Annotated in this window: 14 protein-coding genes and 1 pseudogene; 5 read left to right on the forward strand and 10 right to left on the reverse strand. The window is 56.4% G+C overall.

The features are described 5' to 3' along the window. Nucleotides 1–20: 20 nt before the first annotated feature. Complete coding sequence (gene queA / locus DAI21_RS21815) at nt 21–1,091, reverse strand: tRNA preQ1(34) S-adenosylmethionine ribosyltransferase-isomerase QueA (protein ID WP_107704160.1); 1,071 nt, start codon at nt 1,089–1,091, stop codon at nt 21–23. Nucleotides 1,092–1,182: 91 nt separating this feature from the next. Here queA and acpH point away from each other — a divergent pair, with 91 nt between their 5' ends. Both acpH and DAI21_RS21825 read left to right on the forward strand, forming a co-directional pair. Continuing rightward, on the forward strand, nt 1,183–1,764 hold the full coding sequence (gene acpH / locus DAI21_RS21820) for an ACP phosphodiesterase (protein WP_100777434.1): 582 nt from the start codon (nt 1,183–1,185) through the stop codon (nt 1,762–1,764). A gap of 127 nt (nt 1,765–1,891) precedes the next feature. Further along, nucleotides 1,892–2,494, forward strand: a complete 603-nt coding sequence (locus tag DAI21_RS21825) for a peroxiredoxin (RefSeq protein ID WP_100777435.1) — start codon at nt 1,892–1,894, stop codon at nt 2,492–2,494. Between the two features lie 101 nt (nt 2,495–2,595). Here DAI21_RS21825 and DAI21_RS21830 read toward each other — a convergent pair whose 3' ends face one another. From DAI21_RS21830 to phoB, 8 genes and pseudogenes are all read right to left on the reverse strand, one after another. Further along, on the reverse strand, nt 2,596–4,464 hold the full coding sequence (locus DAI21_RS21830; protein ID WP_100777436.1) for an amidohydrolase: 1,869 nt from the start codon (nt 4,462–4,464) through the stop codon (nt 2,596–2,598). 21 nt (nt 4,465–4,485) lie between these two features. Continuing rightward, a complete protein-coding gene (locus DAI21_RS21835; RefSeq protein WP_100777437.1) occupies nt 4,486–5,031 on the reverse strand; it encodes an antibiotic biosynthesis monooxygenase in 546 nt (181 codons plus the stop codon). 55 nt (nt 5,032–5,086) lie between these two features. Beyond that, nucleotides 5,087–5,728, reverse strand: coding sequence for a hydrolase (locus DAI21_RS21840; protein ID WP_100777438.1), 642 nt, complete (start codon nt 5,726–5,728; stop codon nt 5,087–5,089). 200 nt (nt 5,729–5,928) lie between these two features. After that, nucleotides 5,929–7,746 carry a maltodextrin glucosidase gene (malZ, locus tag DAI21_RS21845; RefSeq protein WP_107704161.1) on the reverse strand — a complete coding sequence of 606 codons (1,818 nt, stop codon included), beginning with the start codon at nt 7,744–7,746 and terminating at the stop codon, nt 5,929–5,931. A gap of 160 nt (nt 7,747–7,906) precedes the next feature. Continuing rightward, nucleotides 7,907–9,280 carry a proline-specific permease ProY gene (gene proY, locus DAI21_RS21850; protein WP_100777440.1) on the reverse strand — a complete coding sequence of 458 codons (1,374 nt, stop codon included), beginning with the start codon at nt 9,278–9,280 and terminating at the stop codon, nt 7,907–7,909. A 78-nt stretch (nt 9,281–9,358) separates the two neighbouring features. Further along, nucleotides 9,359–10,677: pseudogene (brnQ, locus tag DAI21_RS21855) on the reverse strand (branched-chain amino acid transporter carrier protein BrnQ). Between the two features lie 409 nt (nt 10,678–11,086). Beyond that, nucleotides 11,087–12,382, reverse strand: coding sequence for a phosphate regulon sensor histidine kinase PhoR (phoR, locus tag DAI21_RS21860; RefSeq protein WP_102104313.1), 1,296 nt, complete (start codon nt 12,380–12,382; stop codon nt 11,087–11,089). 21 nt (nt 12,383–12,403) lie between these two features. Beyond that, complete coding sequence (gene phoB, locus DAI21_RS21865) at nt 12,404–13,093, reverse strand: phosphate response regulator transcription factor PhoB (protein ID WP_095280962.1); 690 nt, start codon at nt 13,091–13,093, stop codon at nt 12,404–12,406. A gap of 181 nt (nt 13,094–13,274) precedes the next feature. Between phoB and sbcD the strand changes: the two genes are divergently transcribed. The 3 genes from sbcD (at nt 13,275) to DAI21_RS21880 (ending at nt 18,231) form a co-directional block, all read left to right on the forward strand. Continuing rightward, nucleotides 13,275–14,480, forward strand: a complete 1,206-nt coding sequence (sbcD, locus tag DAI21_RS21870) for an exonuclease subunit SbcD (protein WP_107704162.1) — start codon at nt 13,275–13,277, stop codon at nt 14,478–14,480. Further along, the gene (gene sbcC / locus DAI21_RS21875; RefSeq protein ID WP_107704163.1) at nt 14,477–17,614 is read left to right on the forward strand and encodes an exonuclease subunit SbcC; all 3,138 of its coding nucleotides are present in this window, start codon (nt 14,477–14,479) and stop codon (nt 17,612–17,614) included. Before sbcD ends, sbcC begins: the two co-directional genes overlap by 4 nt. Nucleotides 17,615–17,871: 257 nt before the next feature. Next, on the forward strand, nt 17,872–18,231 hold the full coding sequence (locus DAI21_RS21880; protein WP_107704164.1) for an SHOCT domain-containing protein: 360 nt from the start codon (nt 17,872–17,874) through the stop codon (nt 18,229–18,231). 293 nt (nt 18,232–18,524) lie between these two features. Here DAI21_RS21880 and mak read toward each other — a convergent pair whose 3' ends face one another. Further along, nucleotides 18,525–19,430, reverse strand: a complete 906-nt coding sequence (gene mak, locus DAI21_RS21890; protein WP_107704166.1) for a fructokinase — start codon at nt 19,428–19,430, stop codon at nt 18,525–18,527. Nucleotides 19,431–19,504 lie beyond the last annotated feature (74 nt).

The following is a 19,504-nucleotide window of genomic DNA, read 5'->3' on the forward strand; positions in this document are numbered from 1 at the left end:
TTTCATACGGTGTCGCGGAATCAGTCCCCGACACGCTCATTCAAAGCCTGCGGATTGTACGTGATAAACATCGCGTCCCCGTAGCTAAAAAAGCGATAATTTTGTTCTACCGCAGCCTTATAGGCGTTCATTGTATGCTGATAACCGGCAAACGCCGACACCAGCATAATCAAAGTCGATTCAGGCAGATGGAAGTTCGTCACCAGCGCATCGATCACTTTGTATTGATAGCCTGGGTAAATAAAGATTTGTGTGTCGCCAAAGAATGGCTCAATCAGGTCGGTTTTGGCCGCCTGCGCCGCGCTTTCCAGCGAACGAACGGAGGTCGTGCCGACCGCAATCACGCGACTGTTGCGCGCTTTGGCGGCGAGCACAGCGTCAACCACCTCTTGCGGCACTTCCGCGTATTCGGAGTGCATGATGTGGTCTTCGATAGAATCCACACGCACCGGCTGGAACGTCCCCGCGCCGACGTGCAGCGTGACAAACGCCATCTCGATGCCTTTCTCGCGCAGTTTTTCCAGCAGCGGTTCATCAAAGTGCAAACCGGCAGTCGGTGCAGCAACGGCGCCGGGTTTTTCGCTGTAGACCGTCTGGTACAGCTCGCGGTCGGCGTCTTCGTCCGGGCGGTCGATGTACGGCGGCAGCGGCATGTGGCCGATGGCGTTCAGAATATCCAGCACCGGGCGTTCGTCGTTAAACTCGACTTCAAACAGCGCGCCGTGACGGGCCGTCATGGTGGCGTTGATGCTTTCGTCATCACCCAGCAGCAGCTCAGCGCCCGGCTTCGGCGCTTTGGAGGCGCGAATATGTGCCAGAATACGTTTGTCATCGAGCATACGTTCGACCAGCACTTCAATCTTGCCACCGCTGGCTTTGCGGCCAAACAGACGCGCCGGGATCACGCGGGTATTGTTAAAGACCAGTAGATCGCCAGGGTTGAGCTTATCGAGCAGATCGGTGAAAGTACCGTGCGTCAGCGCGCCCGTTGGCCCGTCCAGCGACAGCAAGCGGCAACCACTGCGCTCCGGCTGCGGATAGTGGGCAATCAGGGATTCAGGTAATTCAAAGGAGAAATCGGCGACGCGCATGACTTATACTCGTGACTTAAAAACAGGCGGCTTAGTCTAGTGCTCACACCTCTTTGCTGCAACAACTAGCCGTATCCGGATACCAAAACGCATGAATTTTCTCGCACACCTGCACCTCGCCCACCTCGCCGACAGCTCACTTTCGGGCAATTTGCTGGCCGATTTTGTTCGCGGCAACCCAGCAGACGACTATTCCGAGGAGGTAGTGGAGGGTATTTTCATGCATCGTCGCATCGATGTGTTGACCGATAACCTGCCGGAAGTGACAGAAGCGAAGGCGTGGTTTCGCCCTGAAACCCGGCGTGTGGCGCCGATTACGCTGGATGTGATGTGGGATCACTTTCTCTCACGCCACTGGTCGCAGCTCTCACCCGAGCTGCCGCTGCCGGAATTTGTTCGCTATGCCCATTCGCAGGTGGCGCTCATTCTCCCGGACTCGCCGCCGCGCTTTGTCAATCTGAACGACTATCTTTGGTCCGAACGCTGGCTTGAGCGTTACAGCGAGATGGAATTTATTCAGCGCGTACTGAACGGTATGGCGAGCCGCCGTCCGCGGCTGGATGCCTTGCGCGACTCCTGGCAGGATCTGGACACCCATTACGACGCGCTGGAGACCCGTTTCTGGCAGTTCTATCCGCGCATGATGGCGCAGGCGAAAAACAAACAACTTTAATAGAAGTGTGATTGATAGGTAAAAACTGGCTGAACGATTGTCAGCGCCTCTTTGTCTTAATGCTGAACACTCTCTATACTGGCCCGCGTTGCGTTCCAAATAACCTTAGTTACTACAGGAGAATCACATGGTTCTGGTCACTCGTCCGGCTCCGGATTTTACAGCTGCAGCCGTTCTCGGCAACGGTGAAATCGTTGAAAACTTCAATTTCAAACAGCACACCAACGGTAAACCTACCGTTCTGTTCTTCTGGCCAATGGACTTCACTTTCGTTTGCCCGTCTGAACTGATCGCATTCGACAAACGTTACGAAGAGTTCCAGAAACGTGGCGTTGAAGTTGTGGGTGTTTCCTTCGACTCCGAATTTGTACACAACGCATGGCGTAACACCCCTGTCGACAAAGGCGGCATCGGTGCAGTGAAATACGCAATGGTTGCGGACATCAAACGCGAAATCCAGCAGGCTTACGGTATCGAACATCCGGACGCTGGCGTTGCACTGCGCGGCTCCTTCCTGATCGACGCGAACGGTATCGTGCGTCACCAGGTAGTGAACGATCTGCCACTGGGTCGTAACATCGACGAAATGCTGCGTATGGTTGACGCGCTGCAGTTCCACGAAGAGCACGGCGAAGTGTGCCCGGCTCAGTGGGAAAAAGGTAAAGAAGGCATGAACGCGTCTCCAGACGGCGTGGCTAAATACCTGACTGAAAACGTCTCCAGCCTGTAATCGGCACGGATGATAAAAAAGGCTCGCTTAGGCGAGCCTTTTTGTTTTCTCTTAACCCTGTTCCGGGAGTGAGCTTCGCCCCACCCGGCCTCATCATCAGGTTAAAACGCGAAACACGAGCAGCCCAGTACGCCCCAGAAAGCCTGGTCATCCGATACCGGAATACCCGACTGGCGTGCAATCCCGTGCTGGTGCCCATGCACTCCGCAGCTGCCGATGCACTGATGCATCTGCACAACCGCTCCGACATTTGAGGCCACTGGCGGCGCTGAGCGATAATGCCCCGGCACTTTTACCACTGGCGACCACTCCGGCAGAACCGGGATCGGCGGCGGCGACAGCGGACTAAACTGTCCGGCGGCGTACACCACTTTGCCATCCACTACCGTCAGCACCGACTCGATGCCCTTGATCTCCTCTTCCGGCACGCTGAAGTAGTCTTTCGATAGCACCACCAGATCCGCAAGCTGCCCAGCCACGATGCGGCCTTTCTTGCCCTGCTCGCTGGAGAACCACGCGCTGCCTGCCGTCCACAATTCCAGTGCGATATCACGCGGCAGACGGTTACTGTCGTCATACATCGACAGCCCGCCCACGGTGCGACCGGAGACCAGCCAGTACAGCGCCGTCCACGGGTTATAGCTCGCCACACGGGTAGCGTCGGTGCCTAAGCCCACGGGCACGTCCAGCTCCAGCATTTTCGCGACCGGCGGCGTGTGTTTCACCGCCTCTTTGCCGTAACGATCGACAAAATACTCGCCCTGGAACGCCATGCGATGCTGCACCGCAATCCCGCCGCCCAGCGCTTTTACGCGCTCAATGTTACGCTCAGTGATGGTTTCCGCGTGATCGAAGAACCAGTGCAGGCCGTTAAACGGTATGTCGCGGTTCACCTTTTCGAACACGTCCAGCATCCGGCTGATAGATTCGTCATAGGTGGCGTGAAGACGGAACGGCCAGCGCTGCTCTACCAGATGACGCACCACGCGCTCCAGCTCGTCTTCCATCCCCTCAGGCAGATCCGGGCGCGGCTGCAGGAAATCTTCAAAATCCGCCGCCGAGAAGACCAGCATTTCCCCCGCTCCGTTGGCGCGATAGAAATCGGTGCCTTGTCCCGGTTTGAGCATATCGGTCCAGCGTTCGAAATCTTCCAGCTCCTGCTTTGGCCGCTGGGTAAAGAGGTTATAGGCGATGCGAATCGTCATCTGCTCTTTGGCGTGCAGCTCTTCGATGATTTCGTAATCTTCCGGGTAATTCTGGAAGCCGCCACCCGCATCAATCGCGCTGGTTAACCCTAAGCGGTTAAGCTCACGCATAAACTGGCGCGTCGAGTTCACCTGCTGTTCCAGCGGCAGTTTTGGCCCTTTCGCTAGCGTGGAATAGAGGATCATCGCGTTCGGTTTGGCGATCAGCATCCCGGTGGGGTTGCCGTTATTATCACGGACGATTTCACCACCCGGCGGGTTTGGCGTCTCTTTGGTGTAGCCGACAGCTTTCAGCGCCGCGCGATTCAGCAGCGCACGATCGTAGAGATGCAGCACAAACACCGGTGTGTCCGGCGCCGCGTCGTTCAGCTCCTGGATCGTCGGCATTCGCCGTTCGGCAAACTGAAATTCGCTCCAGCCGCCCACTACGCGCACCCACTGTGGCGTCGGGGTGCGATCGGCCTGCTCTTTCAGCATCCGCAGGGCATCGGCCAGCGACGGCACGCCTTCCCAGCGCAGCTCAAGGTTGTAGTTCAGCCCGCCGCGAATCAGGTGCAGGTGCGAATCGTTGAGACCGGGGATCACCGTGCTCCCTTTCAGATCAACTATTTGCGTCCCTTCGGTGGCGTAACTCATCACCCGGTCGTGGTTGCCGGTGGCGAGGATCTTGCCGTTGGCAATGGCCACCGCCTCAGCGAGCGGATTTTCACGATCAAGGGTGTGGATCTGACCTTTGGTTAAGATCAGTGTGGCAGTTTGAGACATAACGTACTCCTTTGAGCCGAATCAGGCTTTTTTCAGCCATCCGGCGAACAGGCGGGTCACGATGGGCATCCACAACCAGACCACCAGCGCGACCACACAAGCATCGTTAAGCAAATGCAGGAATAAAGACCCTTTCAGGCCTGGAAGCAGCGCGCCGGTCAGTTGCGGTACGACGAGCGTGCTGGGGAAAATCACCATCAGCGTCATCAGAAACTGTTTCCACTGTTTCGGCTTGCGCACATGCGTCTCCGGCGGCGTAAACCAGAACGCGGCCTCGGTGCGCACTTCCGTTTTGTCCCCTTCGGCCAGCAGCGGTTCAATCTCTTTGACCAGCACTGAACGGGTATCGGACTGCGTCCAGGCATAGAGGTGTTCGAGGGTGTCGAAGCGGATAATGACCGTCCACAGATCTTGCCCTTCCGTCGGGCGAATCACGTTCGCGCCGAGGTGTCCGGGAAATTCTGCGGCCACGGGCATGATTTTGCCCAGCCACTGTTCGTATCGCGCCGCCTGTCCGGCCAGCAGGGTATGGGTGATCACCAGCGTCACATGTGAATTTTGCGCCATGAGAGTATCCAGGTCTGATGAAAATGGCGGGTTCAATCAACCCGCCGGGAGGGATTTACGCTTTACGCTCAGGCGCGCCGTGAACCAGGGTATAGGCATAATCGACGCCCATCCCGTACGCTCCGCTGTGCTCACGCACCAGATCCATTACCGCGTCGTAAGTCTCTTTGCGAGACCAGTCGCGCTGGTACTCCAGCAGTACCTGCTGCCAGGTCACCGGAACGGCACCGGCCTGCACCATACGGTCGATAGCACGCTCATGAGCATCGACGGAAGTGCCGCCCGAGGTGTCAGTTACCACATAGACTTCGAAGCCCTCATCCAGCGCCATCAGCGCCGGGAAAGTCAGGCACACTTCGGTCCACAGGGCCGAGATGATGAGTTTTTTGCGGCCCGTTGCTTTGACTGCCGCAACAAACGCATCATCTTCCCAGGAGTTCATCGAGGTGCGTTCAATCGGTTTCACGTCCGGGTGAACAGCCAGTAATTCCGGCCAGATATAACCGCTAAAACTTTTAGTTTCGACCGAGGTGTAGATAACCGGCACATCAAATATTTTGCCCGCTTTCGCCAGTGCAACCGTATTATTCTTAAGGAGTTGGCGGTCAATATTCGCCACGCCAAACGACATTTGCGGCTGGTGATCAATAAAAATAAGCGTGGAGTTTGATGGGTCAATCAGTTCGCGGATAGACATAAATGTACCTTTTAATCAATACGTTAAAAGAAAACTAAATGTGTGCGATATGTGGTCGGGCCCTGACTGATAAAGCAAATTGAGTATAGCGAGAATTGATTGACGGGATATTAAAGATATTTGTCCGCTCTGTTTAATTTAACCGAACGACTTTGGGGAATATTCTGCAACGGGCAGCGTATGCCCGTTGCAGAAAGGGGCTAATTACCGAACCAGACCGTGGCAGAAATGGCAGGCAGAGACAGCACGCCCTCCTGGATATCTCCTTTGCCCTCTTTCAGTAACCAGGTCTGGAGATTGAGCAACGGAGAGTCGTCCAGCACCACTTCACAGGCCTCTCCGCGGTTAATCGCCACCAGCACGCGCTGCTGGTTATAGACGCGGACAAACACCACCACGTTGTCATGGGCATAGACCACCTGACAGCCGCCGTAGCGCAGCGCCTGGCTGTGTTTACGCAGTTTCGCCAGGCGCTGATAGAGCGCCAGCAGGTTTTTGTCCTGTTTCTCACTCTCCCACGGGAAGGTTTTGCGGCAGAACGGATCGTTGTTGCCATCCAGCCCCACTTCATCGCCGTAGTAGATGCACGGCACACCCGGCCAGGTAAAGAGCCAAGTGACCGCCAGCGGCAGGCGCGCCACATCTTTACCTAACAGGGATTTAAAGCGCGCGGTATCGTGGCTGTCGAGCTGATTGAACATCCGCAGCTGCTGCTGATGGGACAGGCTAGCGCGATAGTTATTCATCCACGCCATGCAGGTCTGGGCATCGATGTGCTGCGGATCGTAAGAGATATCGGTATTGGCGAGGAATCCCCATACCGGGAAGGTAAATCCACGGTAGTTCATCGCCGCGTCTTCCGCATCGGCCTGTAACCACTGGCGCGCATCGCCAAAATGCTCGCCAAACACAAAGGCCTCAGGCTGCGCGGCCTTAGCCGCCTGGGTAATGCCGGTTACGTGCTGAAGATTGTTCCGCGCGCCGCCCGCTTCACCAAGCATATGTACCACGTCCAGACGCCAGCCGTCCATGTTCCACGGCGCTTTAAGCCAGTGGCGCACGATGCTGTCTTCGCCGCCGTAGATTTCGTCAACCAGCGTCGGGGACTGAAAATCGAGTTTCGGCAGGCTCGGATAGCCCAGCCAGTCGAGCGCCCGCCCCTCTTCGTTAAAACTGTACCAGTCGCGCTGGGCAGATTCCGGATTGTGACAGGCGCCGCCCGTGGCGCGATTGTGGCGGTCAAACCAGGCGTGGGAATCCCCGCTGTGGTTAAACACGCCGTCGAGAATCAGGCGCATCCCTTCACGGTGCGTGTTCTCCCGCAGGCGCAGCAGCGCCTCGTCGCCGCCAAACTGCTCGTCGACGTGGCGATAATCTTCCGTATCGTATTTATGCACGCTCGGGGCTTTAAACACCGGATTGAGGTAGAGCGCCGTTACCCCCAGTTTTTTCAGGTACGGCAGTTTTTCACTGATCCCGTCCAGATCGCCGCCGTAAAACGTCGATCCGCCGGCCTGCGCTGTCAGCGGCTCATCCCAGGTTTTACGGATAATGTCGTGGCCCGCCGCATGGTGGAAATAGACCTGATCCTGATCGGCCGTGCGCTGCTGGCTGCGGGCAAAGCGGTCAGGGAAGATCTGGTAGAAGACCTGGTCGTACACCCAGTGCGGGCCGGTGTCCGGGTAATCGACGGCAAACTGCTCCAGCCGTGCGGGTGGGAAACGGCTAAAGCCCTGCGGGGTGAACCACAGCTGGCGGTTGTTCCACAGCAGCTTAAAGCTGTAGCGACGGCGCGGCTGGCCCTGGGACAGATCAATGGTGGCTCGCCAGGCGGTGACGCCCGGCTGCGGCTGCGTGCGCTGTTTATGCATAGACAGCGCCGTCTCTTCGTTATCCACTTCGGCGCGCAGCATGACGCGCTCCGGCTGATTTTCTCCCGTCAGCCACAGCGTAATCACTAAGTTGTCTTTGTTTTGCTTAACAAATGGGGCAACCGGAAGGTGCCAGGCGTTCAACATCACGTATCCCCTTTGATGAAATTGAGGCCACCTTGCCACAGCGTAGTGGAGGATAACTCATCATGAAAAGGTTTATTGGGGGAGGAGGTGGAGGGAGGAGGCGTTTTATCGCGAAAAGCATGTTTGCCGGGTAAGCAGAGCGCCACCCGGCATTTTTATGTTACTGCGCTTCGGCCAGCTGGCGCTCGCGGCGGCGTTTAAACGCCCATCCCACCAGCAGCAGAACAATCCACGCAAAGCCCACGTACAGGGAGATACGGGTGTCCGGGTGATAGCCAATCAGCCCGATGATAAAGACCAGGAAAATCAGGCCAACGACCGTGGTCGCGACGCCGCCCGGCACTTTAAATTTCAGCGCTTTCACCTCTTCCGGTGGCAGACGGCGGCGGAACGCAATCTGCGAAATCAGAATCATGATCCACACCCAGACCGTCGCAAAGGTCGCCAGAGACGCAATCACCAGGAAGACGTTTTCAGGCATGATGTAGTTCAGATAGACCGAGAGCAGCAGTGCGACGGTCATCACCATCACCGTGACCCACGGCGTGCCGCGACGAGAGGTTTTCGCAAACACTTTCGGCGCGTTGCCCTGCTCTACCATGCCGTGCAGCATACGCCCTACGCCGAAAACGTCGCTGTTAATGGCGGAGAACGACGCCGTGAGCACGACAAAGTTCAGGATACTGGCGGCAAAGGCGATGCCCAGGTGCTGGAAGGTCAGCACAAACGGACTGCCGTTAGTCCCGACCTGATTCCATGGATAGATGGACATAATCACAAACAGCGTGCCCACGTAGAACACCAGGATACGCATCGGCACCGAGTTGATGGCGCGCGGAATGGATTTCTCCGGATCTTTGGCCTCACCCGCGGTGATACCGATAATTTCGATACCGCCATAGGCAAACATCACCATCTGCAGCGACATCACCATCCCCAGCCAGCCGTTGCTGAAGAACCCGCCGTTACTCCAGAGGTTGTGGATGCCGGTCGGTTGCCCGCCGTTGCCAATCCCCCAGATGATGATACCAAAGCCCGCCACAATCATGATGATAATCGTCGCCACTTTGAAGAAGGAGAACCAGAACTCCAGCTCACCGAAGACCTTCACGCTCATCAGGTTGATGGCGCAGATGATCAGCACCACGCTCAGCACCCAGATCCAGTGCGGCACCAGCGGGAACCAGACGCCCATATAGATGCCGAACGCCGTCACGTCGGCTATCGCCACGATCAGGATTTCGAAACAGTAGGTCCAGCCGGTAATGTAGCCCGCCAGCGGGCCGAGGTTTTCCTGGGCATAGCGCGAGAAAGAGCTGGCTGACGGATTGTGTACCGACATTTCACCCAGCGCGCGCATGATGATATAGGCCGCGACGCCGCCGATAATGTACGCCAGCAGCACGCTGGGTCCGGCCATTTTGATGGCATCTGCCGAGCCATAAAAAAGGCCTGTCCCGATTGCCGAGCCAAGCGCCATGAAACGAATGTGGCGGGTACTTAGCCCACGTTTGAGTTTGTTCGTGCTTTCCATTTAAATCTTGCCATTCAACTCGAAAAAAACAAAAAACCACGGGGCCATAAGCCCCGTGGTTAAACAATTTGTCGTTGATTAATGCGCGCTGGAAGTCACCTGACGCCCTGCTGCACGGTCCCAGATAATAGCCAGAACCAGTGCGACAACGGTCGGCATTAACCAGGCCAGGCCTTGCTCTGACAGCGGCAGACGCTGTGTCCAGGCTGGCAGGATCCCACCGAATGCGGATGCTTTAATCCCGTCAAGGATACCAAAAAGCAGGCTGATAAACATCGTTGGGGCAATAATTCGCGACGAATTGTTCCACCAGGGACGGGTAAAGCTCAGCACCACCAGCACGATACACGGCGGATAAATCGCGGTCAGCACAGGAATGGAGACCTGAATCAGGTGGCTCAGACCAAGGTTAGAAACCGCCATTGAGAAGCCGCCGAGGATGAACACCAGGGTGCGGTAGGACAGCGGAATATACTGGGCGAAGAACTCTGCACAGGCGCAGGTCAGGCCAACAGCCGTCACCAGACAGGCCAGGAAAATCAGTACCGCCAGCAGGAAGCTACCCGCTCCGCCAAAGGTGTGCTGAACGTAGGCATGGAGGATCGCCGCACCGTTCGCGTTTTGATCGACCAGCGTCGCGCTATCAGAGCCCAGACGGAACAGCGCCAGATACAGCAGCGTCAAACCGACGCCCGCCATCAGGCCAGCCCAGATGGTGTAGCGGGTCAGCAGACGCGCTTCGGTCACACCGCGAGAGCGCGCGGCGTTAACGATGACGATACCAAAGACCATCGCGCCCATGGTGTCCATGGTCAGATAGCCGTTCACAAAGCCGTTGGAGAAGGCCGCCGTTTTGTAGGCGTCCAGCGACTCGCTGATCGGGCCTGCGGGCCACATGATGGCCGCAACGGCCAGCACGATCAGCGCCAGAATTTTCATTGGCGCGAGGAAGTTACCCACGGTATCCAGCAGTTTGCCCGGATAGAGGGAGACCAAAATCACCAGCGCAAAGTAGACCAGGCTGTAAATCAGCAGCGGCAGAGCGCCGTCACCGGTCAGGGGGCAATCCCCACTTCGAAGGAGACCGTTGCAGTACGCGGGGTCGCAAACAGTGGACCCACCGCCAGATAGCACACGGTTGCCAGCAGAACGCCCGCCACTTTACCGATCGGGGTGCTGAGGCTGTCCACGCCGCCGCCAACTTTCGCCAGCGCGATCACGGTCAGAACCGGAAGCCCAACCGCAGTAATCAGGAAGCCAATCGCCGCTGTCCAGACGTGTTCACCCGCCTGCAGGCCAACCATAGGAGGAAAAATGATGTTACCTGCGCCGACGAACAGCGCAAAAGTCATAAAGCCCAGCGCGATGATGTCACGCGATTTTAAATGATGGGTCATAGAACCTTACTGCCTGTGGATGTGGTGTTGAAAACGTTGAGATTTTCGCCATCCCAAAGGGGACGATACAGCGGAAAATTTACTCAATTTCAGCGGGATATGCTCCCGTCATGCCGTGGCGAAGAATAGTTTTTCGATTTACCACGTAAATACAGTCGGTATGACAGTATATGGGGCGCAATTTAAACGCTTATAACGTTTAAAGGCAAGGAGGGATCTGAAAACCAGAACAATATGCCAGCATGAAAATTCAGACCAGAACAATCCTCTAAGGTTAAGAAAAACTCATGGCTAATCATGCGAACAAAAAAGCAACAGCCGTATAAAATTCATTCACGTTTCGCTTGACTGCAAAGCAAACAGGCCAGCATACGCTGGCCTGTGGAAAGGAGGGCTGACACACACGCTGTCAGGCACTTTTTTTGGCAATTAAACGTTCCGGGATAACAAAACTGAAGCGCGTGCCTTTGCCCGGCGTACTCTGAATATCAAGGCGGCTGTCGTGGTGATTCACGGCGTGCTTAACAATCGCCAGCCCCAGCCCGCTGCCGCCGGTCTGCCGCGAACGCGCTTTATCCACGCGATAGAAACGCTCGGTCAGACGCGGAATATGCTCCGGTCCAATCCCCGGCCCGTTGTCCTCCACGCTAAACTCTGCCCCGGTCGGGACGCGCTGCCAGCGCACAATAATCTGCGTGCCCTCTGGCGTATGGTTCACCGCGTTATAGACCAGGTTTGAAATCGCGCTGCGCAGTTCGTCCTCGCTGCCGAGCACCTTCAGACTGCTGTCCAGCTCAAAAGTGAACTGATGCCTTTTGTGGCTCAGGGTCTGGGCTTCCCGCTCAACCACCCGCAGCATCATCGGCACGTCGATGGTTTCATTCATCGCCAGCGTCGGTGCCGCTTCAATTTTTGACAGGGTAAGCAGTTGCTTCACCAGCCCTTCCATGCGATGCGTTTGCTCGCGCATGGTGTGCAGCGCTTTCTCCCGCGGCGCCCCCTCCAGCGTCTGCTCCTGCATCATCTCCAGATACCCCTGCAGCACCGTCAGCGGCGTGCGCAGCTCGTGGCTGACGTTAGCAAAGAAGTTACGCCGCGCCCCTTCGAGCTGGTGCATCTGGGTCACATCGCGCGCCACCATCAGCCACTGCTGATCGCTGTACGGCATCACGCGAAACTCAAGATGACGGCCATTGTTCAGCACCAGATTATGCGGGCGGGTAAAGTCGCGTTTTTTCAAATAAAGGGTGAATTCAGGATAACGCAGGAGGTTAAGGATATTCTGGCCGTTATCGTCCGGCCAGCGCAGCCCCAGCAGCTGTTGTGCCAGGCCATTACACCAGAACATCGTCCCTTCTTCGGTGGTCAAAATCACCGCATCCGGCAGCGATTCGGCGCCGCTGCGAAAGCGTTTGATCAGGCTTCCAAGCTCACGACGGCGCTTTTTATTTCGCATCTGCATCTGATGCAAGCCGTAAAGCAACGGCTCCCAGCTGCCGCTACCGGGCGGTGGCGTCATGCTGCGATCGACCCACAGCCACCAGGAGAGACGCAGTAAATTCCAGAAATGCCAGACCAGCAGGCCGGTCACTGCCGCCAGTAAAAACCACGGCAGATAACCAAAAATCGCCCCCAGAATGGCGGCGGGAATACAACATAAGATCAGTTCAAAAACGAGCCTTTTCCATGACAGACGTTCCAGCACGCGTCACACTCCTGTCATTGTTCAGAAACGGGTCGAAAAACGATAACCCGTACCGCGGACCGTCTGCACCATACGATCGTGGCCGCTGTGTTCCAGCGCTTTACGCAAGCGGCGAATGTGGACATCGACCGTCCTGTCTTCGACATAGACGTTAGTCCCCCAGACGTTATTCAGCAACTGTTCACGGCTGTAGACGCGTTCCGGGTGAGTCATAAAGAAGTGCAAAAGTTTGAATTCTGTCGGGCCCATATCCAGCGGGTTTTCGCCGGTCATCACGCGATGTGAGGTCGGGTCGAGGCTTAACCCCTGCATTTCGATCACCTCTTCCACCGCCATCGGCGAAATACGGCGCATGACGGCTTTGATACGCGCCACCAGCTCTTTCGGCGAGAACGGCTTGGTGATGTAATCATCCGCGCCGGTCTCAAGACCGCGCACGCGATCTTCCTCTTCACCGCGCGCCGTCAACATTACCACCGGGATATCGCGGGTCATCGCTTCGCGTTTAATGTGCTTGATAAATTGCAGGCCAGAACCGCCGGGCAACATCCAGTCAAGCAGAATCAAATCGGGCCAGGGTTCGTTGAGTTGATTCACCGCGCTGTCATAATCTTCCGCCTCAACCGGCTGGAAGCCATTTTGTTCGAGCACGAAGCACACCATTTCGCGAATCGGAGCTTCATCTTCTACGACCAGAATACGTCTCGCCATACTTTGCCCTGTCTTATTAAAGTATCAGTTTGTAATGCGGCGCCATTATGCGTCAGATTTATGACAGATTTATGAAAAACATTACCACCATGAATGGCAAACTGTTGTTTTATTACAGCGGTTATTTTCCAGCCCCTGAAAGCTTATAATCCCCTTCACCCTTTTTTGCCATGGAACTGTTATGCGCATACTCCACACCTCGGACTGGCATCTGGGGCAAAATTTTTACAGCAAAAGTCGCGCCGACGAACATGAAGCGTTCCTGAACTGGCTGCTGGAGACGGCGCAGTCGCAGGAGGTGGACGCGATCATCGTTGCCGGGGACATTTTTGATACCGGCTCGCCGCCGAGCTATGCGCGTGAGCTGTATAACCGCTTCGTGGTCAATCTGCAGCAAACAGGCTGCCATCTGGTGATCGTCGCGGGCAACCACGATTCCGTCGCCACGCTCAACGAATCCCGCGATATTCTTGCGTTTCTGAATACCACTGTAGTGGCAAACGCCGGACATGCCCCGCAAATCCTCAAAAAACGCGACGGAACGCCGGGTGCCGTGCTTTGCCCGATTCCTTTTTTACGCCCGCGTGACATTGTTCAGAGCCAGGCGGGGCTTTCCGGCGGCGAAAAACAGCAGCATCTGCTGCAGGCCATCACGGACTATTATCACCAGCAGTACGCCGAGGCCTGTGCGCTGCGCGGTGATGCGCCGCTGCCGGTCATTGCTACAGGGCATCTGACCACCGTCGGTGCCAGCAAAAGTGACGCGGTACGCGAAATTTATATTGGTACGCTGGATGCGTTCCCGGCGCAGAATTTCCCGCCAGCGGATTACATCGCGCTCGGTCACATTCACCGCGCGCAGATCATTGGCGGCTGCGAGCATATCCGCTACTGCGGCTCACCGATCTCCCTCAGCTTTGATGAAACCGGCAAAGGCAAAAGCGTGCATCTGGTGAGTTTTGCCGAGGGCAAACTGAGCGCGGTCGAGACGTTAACCGTACCGGTGACACAACCGCTGGCGATGCTCAAAGGCGATCTGGCCGCCATTTCTGCGCAACTTGAACAGTGGCGCGGCGTGGAACAGTCGCCTCCCGTCTGGCTGGATATTGAAATCAGCACCGATGAATATCTGCACGACATGCAGCGCAAAATTCAGACCCTGACCGACGATCTGCCGGTTGAGGTGTTGCTGGTACGCCGCAGCCGCGAACAGCGCGAGAAAATTCTCTTAAGCGCGCAGCGCGAAACCCTCAGCGAATTAAACGTGGAAGAGGTATTTGAGCGCCGCCTGGCGCAGGAAGCGCTGGACGACGCACAGCGCACGCGCCTCAACGAACTCTTTACCCAGACCCTGCACGCGCTGCATGACGAGGAAAACAACGCATGAAAATTCTCAGCCTGCGTCTGAAAAACCTCAACTCCCTGAAGGGCGAGTGGAAAATCGACTTCACCGCCGAGCCGTTTGCCAGCAACGGCCTGTTTGCTATAACGGGCGCGACCGGTGCGGGTAAAACGACCCTGCTCGATGCCATCTGCCTGGCGCTGTACCACGAGACGCCGCGTCTGAACACGGTGTCGCAATCGCAAAACGATCTCATGACCCGCGACACGGCGGAGTGCCTCGCCGAAGTGGAGTTCGAAGTGAAAGGCGTGACCTATCGCGCATTCTGGAGCCAGAACCGCGCCCGTAACCAGCCGGACGGGAACTTACAGGCACCGCGCGTGGAGCTTGCCCGGTGCGAAGACGGCAAAATTCTCGCCGATAAGGTGAAAGATAAACTCGATCTTACCGCCTCCCTGACCGGGCTGGATTATGGCCGTTTCACCCGTTCGATGCTTCTTTCCCAGGGGCAGTTCGCGGCGTTTTTAAATGCAAAACCCAAAGAGCGCGCCGAGCTGCTGGAAGAGCTGACCGGCACCGAGATCTACGGCCAAATCTCCGCCATGGTGTTTGAAAAACACAAAACGGCAAGAACCGAGCTGGAGATGCGCGAAGCGCAGGCGGCAGGCGTGGTGCTACTGAGCGAAGAACAGCAACAGCAGCTCCATCAGGGTTTGCAAGCACTGACTGACGAAGAAAAAACGCTGCTCAGTGAACAGCAAAACCGCCAGGCACAACATCAGTGGCTGGTGCGCAGCGAAGAGCTGGCGCGTGAACAGCTACGTGCGCAATCGGCACATCAACAGGCGTTACAGGCACAGGCCGACGCCCAACCGGAACTGCTTAAACTGCAGCAGGCACAACCTGCGCTGGCGCTGCGCCCGCTCTGGGACCGTCAGCAGGAGCAGGCGTCAACGCTCGCCCTCACGCAGCAGCAGATTGCCGAAGTAAATACTCGCTTACTTTCACGCAAGGGGCAGCGGGCACGGATCCGTAACGGCGCAATGCGTGAGGCAGAGCGGCTCCAGTCACAGCACAAATCGCTCGCCAGCTGGATCGACGAACACAGCCACTTCGGGCTGTTGAGCCAGCACATTGGCGGCTGGCGTGCGTTATTTACCCAGCAGCAGCGGGATAAATCTCAGGCAGTGGCGCTGGGTAAGCGTCTGACTGAACTGCAACAAAAACTGGCCGCGCTGCCGCTCACTTCACTGACGCTATCCGCAGAAGAGACCGCGCAGGCGTTAGAGCATCAGGTCCAGTATCGCCCGACGCGTCAGCGTCTCGCCACACTGCATGCCCGCTATCAGCCGCTGCAAAAACGGCTGTTACAGATGCGGGCAACGCAGGAAAAAGACCTGGCCGCGCAGGCCACGCTTGATCAAACCCTGGCTGCGCGACGCCAGCAGTACAAAGAGAAAAACCAGCACTATCTGGATTTGAAAACCCTGTGCGAACAGGAAGCGCTAATCAAGGGTCTGGAGGCGCACCGCGCCAGCCTCGAGGCGGGTAAACCCTGCCCGCTGTGCGGTGCAACCGAACATCCTGCCGTGGCGCAGTATCAGGCGCTGGAGGTTAGCGCTAACCAACGTCGCCGCGATGAACTGCACGCCGAAGTGAAACGGCTTGAAGAAGAGGGACTGTTGCTGCGCGGACAGCTGAAAGCGCTGATAGACCAGCGTGAGCGCGAAATCGCAGAGACCCTGACGATCAGTCAGGAGGAGCAAGCGCTCACACAGGAGTGGCAGTCGGTGTGCGCGTCACTGAAGGCGAGCCTGAACATTCAGGAAGATATTGCCCCCTGGCTGGAGGAGCAGGAGCAGTACGAGCGCCAGCTGTATCAGCTCAGCCAACGCCTGGCCTTGCAGAATCAGCTCAACGAACTGGAACAGCAGATTCACCAGATTCAGCAGCAGGTTGATACCCAGCGCCAGACCTTGCTGAGCGCATTAATGCCGCTCGCTCTCACCGCGCCGCAAGAGGGCGAAGAGAGCGCGTGGCTGGCACTGCGTGAAACCGAATCGAATGAGTGGCAGGAAAAACAGAAGCAGCTCACGGCCCTTCAGGAACAAATGAACGCCCTGATGCCGCTTCTCGACACGCTGCCCGCATCCGAAGATGAAACGGCGGACGAGCCGGTCCCCGACAACTGGCGCGATATTCACAACGACTGCATCTCCCTGCAAAGCCAGCTCGCCACCCTGCAACAGCAGGAGCAGAGCGATCGCGAGCGTCTGGCACAGCTGCAAACCCAGTTTGCTACTGCGCTTCAGGAGAGCAGTTTTGCCAGTGAAGCCGCGTTCCTTTCCGCACTGCTTGATGGCGATACCGTGCGCAAGCTGGAACAGCTGAAACACACGCTGGAACAACAGCTCCAGCAATCCTCTGCGCTGGCCTTACAGGCGGATCAGCAGCGTCTGGAGCATATGGAAAAGCAACCGGAAGCGCTGCCGGAGGATTTGGACGTACAGGCATTGCAGGCGCAATTACAGCAACTGGCACAGCAGCTACGCGAAAATACGACGCGTCAGGGCGAGATCCGCCAGCAGCTGAAGCAGGACAGCGATAACCGTCTTCATCAGCAGGGCTTGATGCAGCAGATTGAAGAGGCCGCGCGTCTTGCGGATGACTGGGGATATCTGAACGCGCTGATCGGTTCCAGTACCGGCGACCGGTTCCGTAAATTTGCCCAGGGGTTGACCCTCGACAATCTGGTGTGGCTGGCCAACCAGCAGCTCAACCGCCTGCACGGGCGCTATCTGCTGCAACGCAAGGCCAGCGATGCGCTGGAGCTGGAAGTGGTCGATACCTGGCAGGCCGACGCCGTGCGCGATACGCGCACCCTCTCCGGCGGGGAGAGTTTCCTGGTAAGCCTTGCGCTGGCGCTGGCGCTGTCAGATCTGGTGAGCCATAAAACGCGAATAGATTCCCTGTTCCTTGATGAGGGCTTTGGTACGCTGGACAGCGAAACGCTGGATACGGCGCTCGATGCGCTCGATGCCCTGAACGCCACGGGCAAAACCATCGGCGTCATCAGCCATGTCGAGGCGATGAAAGAGCGCATACCGGTGCAGATCAAAGTGAAGAAAATTAACGGGCTGGGCTACAGCAAGTTAGACAGAGCCTTTGCGGTGGAGTAAGCGCGATCAATGGGGGCTTTCCGGCCCCCATTCTTTTATGTCAGGGGATGACAAATCGCAAAAAGTGTGACGGTGATCAAAAATCCATTTTCAATATTACTTACCCTATGGCGACGTTTTTCGCTCCCATAAGATATTTCTAACTCGCATATTACCCACCGTTCCGTTGTGGTTGATTTCTTGTTTCTTATTATCTGGCTTATTCAGGTCAGTGGATATTATTCACTGGTCGGGAGCAACATTTGACTGAGGGCTTTATGCGCTATTTGCTTCCTGTGTTATTACCGATTGCTCTGGCGGGTTGTGCAACGGTATCCACCACTAAAACTATTCAGGTCACACCACAACCCGGCGCCGATCATATTGTTGTTGATACTAATGCCACCGCACGCTGCAAAGATATTCTGTTTATTATCACCTGCAAAGTGAATCTAGAAATGACGCCGGTTGGGGTGATGGAAAATGTGCCCGCAACGGCATCCGTTGCAGCGCCAGCACCTGCCGCCAACGAAACCGTGGCAACCCGACTGGAAGAACTGGATAAGTTAAAGTCTCAGAAACTTATTAGTACCAAAGAATACCAGGCAAAACGTACTGAGATTTTGAGAGGCTTATAATGAAAAAAACAGGTTGTATTTCGTTGGTGATTGCCGCTTTCTTATTACAAGGCTGTGTCAATATCGGCACGTCAAAATCCGTTTCTATTCCGGTTAATCCATCGCAGAAAAGCATGCTAGTGACCAGCACCGCGACTGTTCACTGCAAAGATTATTTCATCTTCTTTAAATGCAATATCGATGTAAACACACAGTCCATGTAAACCTATTTATCAGCAACGCTTATCATTCCTGATAAAATAAAAAGCCTGACATTTACATCAGGCTTTTTCACAGCAGAATACTATGGACGATCAGTTAGGCCACAACCACGCCGCGCCGCGCACGCCGCTGGAATCACCGTGTACCGCTTTGCGGATCGGCGTTTCGCATTCACCGCCGAACACCCACTGCTTCACCAGCTGCGGAACCGTGGTGTAGATACGGTCGACGTTGCTCATCCCGCCGCCCAGCACGATCACATCCGGGTCGAGAATGTTCACCACGTGCGCCAGGGATTTCGCCAGGCGCATTTCATAGCGGCTCAGCGCCAGTTCGGCCACCGCATCCTGTTCTTCTACCAGACGCATAATTTCGTTGCCCTTGAGCGGTTGTCCGCTCAGACGACGATAGTCGGTGGCAAATCCGGTCCCGGAGATGAAGGTTTCGATACACCCCTGTTTGCCGCAATAGCATGGTACTTCGGCGCGGTATTTCAGTTCGTCTTCGTCCATCCACGGCAGCGGATTGTGCCCCCACTCGCCCGCCGTCCCGTTGCCGCCGATATGGGCGCGACCATTGAAAGCCACGCCTGCGCCGCAGCCGGTGCCGATAATGACCGCAAACACGGTCTGTGCGCCCGCCGCCGCGCCGTCAATCGCTTCGGAGACAGCAAGGCAGTTGGCGTCATTTGCCAGCCGCACTTCGCGGTTCAGGCGCGCGCTCAGATCTTTATCAAACGGCTGACCGTTGAGCCATGTGGAGTTCGCATTTTTTACCACGCCCGTGTAAGGCGAAATCGAGCCTGGAATCCCCATCCCAACCGAGCCGGTCTGCCCTGTGGTCTTTTCGGCCATTTCCACCAGCTGTGCGATGGTTTCGATAGTCTGCTGGTAGTCGTCACGTGGCGTCGGAAGACGATGTCTAAAGAGCTGCTCGCCGCGATCGCTCAGCGCAATGACTTCTGTTTTGGTGCCGCCCAAATCAATACCAATACGCACTGGACTCTCCTCATTATTTTGATTATCAACAGAGTAGAAGCAGGCTACCCGATTAGCAATGCAAGCACTGCCAC

Origin of the sequence: Lelliottia sp. WB101, assembly GCF_003051885.1 — a bacterium.
Classification (GTDB): Bacteria; Pseudomonadota; Gammaproteobacteria; order Enterobacterales; family Enterobacteriaceae; genus Enterobacter; species Enterobacter nimipressuralis.